We start from the raw sequence: 3284 nt of genomic DNA on the forward strand, positions 1-3284 counted from the left end.
CGGCGAGCCTGTTGTCGGTGGGCGCGGAGATGGTCCATGCGTAGCGGCCGGCAAGCGGTAACGGCGGAAGGCGGACCGGCTGGCCGGTGGCAAGGTCCCACAGGTACACCCCGCGGTCGTCGGCGGAACCCGCGAGGACATAGCCCGAGGGACCGAAGGCGACCGAGAAGACATGCTGGGCGGGCAGTCTGGCGAACACGGTGCCGGTCGCCACACGCCAAGCGGCCGGGTGCTCCACCCCGTCGCTGGAGACAAGGATCGCGCCGTCGTGGCTGAACGTGAGGGATCTGACCTGACTCCGGTGCTCGCGGAGCACTGTGCGAGTTGTGGTCCGCAGATCGTAGAGGGCGATGTCGCCGGCACGGCCGGCATTCGCGTCGGCCGCGGGGCCGCCCGTGAGGCCGACGGCGAGCTTGGTCCCGTCCGGGCTGAAGGCCATGCCCGACCCGAGGCTGTTCTCCGTCAACCGGGTCTTCTGTTGGCGCGTCGCGACGTCCCAGATGATGATGGACTTGTCGATCCCGACGGAGGCGAGCAGCCTTCCGTGGTCCGCGAAGGCCAGGTCGGAGGTCCGACCGGTGTGACCGGAGAGGATGGCGATCCGCTCGCCACGTGCGGGGTCCCACAACCCGACGGTGCCGTCACCGGCCGCGGAGGCCAACAGGGAATGGTCCGGGTTGAACGCGACCGTGTAGATGGAGGGCCCGCCGACGTTGAGTTCGGTGCGGCGGGGCGCGGCCGCCGCGCTCAGCACGCTGCCCTGGGTCTCGGTGTTGGAGTTGAGGTGATCGGCCTCGACGGCCAGCAGGCCGGCCAGATCGGGATCGGTGGCGAGCAGGGATCGGGCTTGCAGCGACAGTTCGCTGGAGAGCGCGGCAACCTGCTGTCGGCGGGCGTCCTGGCGTTGTCGTACCGCGACGGCGCCGCCCAGCAGGGCGAGTACGAGAAGGGTGGATATGCCTGCGACGAGATGCTTGAACAGGCGGGCCTGACGTCGGCCGGCGTTCTGCTCGGACTCGGCGAGAGCGGAGCTGGCGTGCAGGAAGGAGCTTTCGAGTTCGTTGAGCTCCTCCGGACCGTCCTCGGCCAGGGCCTGCGCGCCCAGGAGTTGGGTTCCCCGGTACAGGGCCCCGGTATCACGGTCGAGCGTCACCCAGGTGTGCGCGGCTTCGGTGAGACGCCGGTGGATCAGCAGGTTCGCCCGATCATCGGTCAGCCATCGGTGCAGCCGCGGCCAGGCCCGGATGAGCGCCTCATGGGCCACCTCCACAGTGCCGTCGCCCATGACCACCAGACGGGATTCGGCCAGCTGGTCCAGAACTCGGGCGGTGACCGCCTCATCGGCGATGCCGTCGAGTTCGGTACGCATGATGGGCCGCCGGGTGTCCTCGGTACCGTCGCCCAGTGCGGTGAGCCGCAGGAAGACCCGGCGAGCTGCTTGTCGCTCGGCTGCCCCGAAGTCGCCATAGGCCCGCTCGGCGGTCTGGGCGATCGCCCCGCGCACGCCGCCGCTCGCCTGATAGGCCGACAGAGTGAGGGTTTCCCCGCTTCGTCGTTGCCATGTCTCGAGGAGCGCGTGCGAGACGAGCGGCAAAGCGCCCGGCTCGTCGGCGGCATCGGCGAGCACCGTACTTACCAGGTCGGCTTCGACGCCCATGCCGACCTGGGCGGCGGGCCGAATGATGATCTCCCGCAGGTCGGTGACGCTCACCGGCCGCACCAGGAGGTGCGCCTCGTCCTCCAGCGCGACGGCCAGGTCCGGATATTGCATGAGGTGGGCGAGGAAGTCGGCGCGTACCCCGAGTACCACCGTGGTGCGGCGGTCGGCCCCCTGCGCGGCGTCCAGCAGCGCCTCGATGAACCGGCGGCGTTCCGCCTTGTCGGGGCAGAGTGTGAACACCTCCTCGAACTGATCCACCACCAGCAGCGCGCGGGTCTGCGGGGGGCCGCCTGCCAGTGCGCTCCGCACCGCGATGTCGAGCGCGGCGGCATCCGCCGCCAGCTCCTTCCGGATCTCTGGGGCGTCCTGGCCGGTCAACTTGGCGATCTCGGCGGCCAACGCCTCCAGCGGGTGTTCGGTCGGCGTCAACAACATCGTCTGCCACCGCTGGGCGAGCCCACGGTCGGCGGTGATGGCTCCCAGCAGACCGGCCCGCAGCAACGAGGACTTGCCGCTTCCGGAAGCCCCGACGACCGCGGTCAGGCACCGCCGATCGGCCCGTGCCAGCAGCCGCTCGACAAGCTCCGTACGGCCGAAGAACAGCTCCGCCTGCTCGGGCTGGAATGCCGTCAGCCCCTGATACGGGCAGCGTTGCGCGATGGTCTCGGCGGTGCTGGAGGCGACCGCCGCTTCGGCGATGGCCGACCACCGTGCCCGCCATTCGGCCGGGTCGCCGCCGCAGGCCTGAACGTACGCGAGCGTCACCTCCAGCGCCGGCAGCCGGTCACCCTTCGCCGCGTCCGCCAACGTGCTTGCCGAGTAGTGCGCGCGCCGAGCCAGGAGCCGATAGCTCGGGTTGCCCGCGTGCTCCCGCAACTGTCGTAGCTGCCACGCCAACCGTTGCACCGGGCCCGCCGCCGGGTCCACTGGCTTCTCCGGACGGCCCAATACCCACCTCCGCATACTGGGCCGCAACTCTGGCCGCGCGACCATGGCGAGCTTCGGCACGGGCGCCCATCGGATCGGGCCAGAAGAAGTATCCAGTTGTGGCGATGCGGTTGCGGCCCGGGGCTCGGTCCGCGCCGCCAGGCAGCAGGTAACGACCGTCCCATTGGAGCGGGGGAACACGCGGTTGGGCCTGGCGTTGCGCTACCGTCAAGCCGCGCCCCGGCGTCGATCAGTCCGCGTCCGCCGGCCGTCGATGGCCCGCAGGACCCCACCAATCCAAGGAGACCCGATGCCGGAGCCTGAGCCCGCCCAGGACGCCGACGCGGCGGCAGCCGACACCTCAACCACGGCCGAGACCGAGGGTGAGACCGATCCGCCCGCCGTTCCCGCGAATCGGGCTGCCCGACGCGCGAAGGGCAAGGTCGCCTCACCTCAACCATTCGGAAAGGGTCAGAACCCCACTGGCCGGGGCTCGGTCCAGAGCCCTCGCCAGTGGGGTAACCGCCGTAGCGGTTGATCCGCGACAGGCACCCTGTCACCGCACCCATGATCAGCGCGGTGGTCGGCATCATGCCGATGCCGGTCGTGAGCGCCGTGGCGTCCCCGCCGCGGCGCCGGCGGAGGTGGCGGAGGTCCTGCTCCAGGTCGGCGTCTACGCTGGCGTACCGGCGGCGAA

At 70.7% G+C, this 3284-nt stretch carries 1 protein-coding gene; it reads right to left on the reverse strand.

Translation table 11 applies throughout. From position 1 onward, the window contains the following. On the reverse strand, positions 1–2587 hold a 2587-nt coding region (locus ABZ749_RS32355; RefSeq protein WP_357234547.1), incomplete at its 3' end, for a helix-turn-helix domain-containing protein. Positions 2588–3284 lie beyond the last annotated feature (697 nt).

Source organism: Micromonospora sp. NPDC047753 (assembly GCF_040642735.1).
In the GTDB taxonomy this organism is placed as follows: Bacteria; Actinomycetota; Actinomycetes; order Mycobacteriales; family Micromonosporaceae; genus Micromonospora.